General features: G+C 70.5%; 1 protein-coding gene. It reads left to right on the top strand.

The window, feature by feature from the left end:
• Positions 1 to 430 (top strand): 3-hydroxyacyl-CoA dehydrogenase NAD-binding domain-containing protein (locus J5M58_RS27245; RefSeq protein ID WP_243432578.1); only part of this gene is annotated, 430 nt, incomplete at both ends.

Genomic DNA, 430 nt, shown 5'->3' on the forward strand with positions numbered 1-430 from the left:
CTATTTGTCGAAGGGTTTCGACGTCGCCGTGACCGATCCCGCGCCCGGCGCGCGCGAGCGGCTCGACGCCGCGCTTGCGAATTTTCTAGGCGAGCGCGCCGGCACGCTCGCGTCGCGCGTGGCGTTCGAGCCGCCGCTCGACGCCGCGCTCGCAGGCGCGGACTTCGTGCAGGAGAACGGCCCCGAGCGTCTCGATTTCAAGCGCGAGCTGTATCGCCGGATCGACGCGCGCCTGCCCGCGCACGTGCTCGTCGCATCGAGCTCGTCCGGGCTCAAGATGTCCGATATCCAGACCGCGTGCGACGCGCATCCGCAGCGCTGCCTCGTCGCGCATCCGTTCAATCCGCCGCACCTGATTCCGCTCGTCGAACTCGTCGGCGGCGCGGCGACGTCGGCCGACGCGATCGCGCGGGCGAAGCGCTTCTACGAC

This window comes from Pseudomonas sp. 32_A (genome assembly GCF_017490905.1).
Lineage (GTDB): Bacteria > Pseudomonadota > Gammaproteobacteria > Pseudomonadales > Pseudomonadaceae > Aquipseudomonas > Aquipseudomonas inefficax.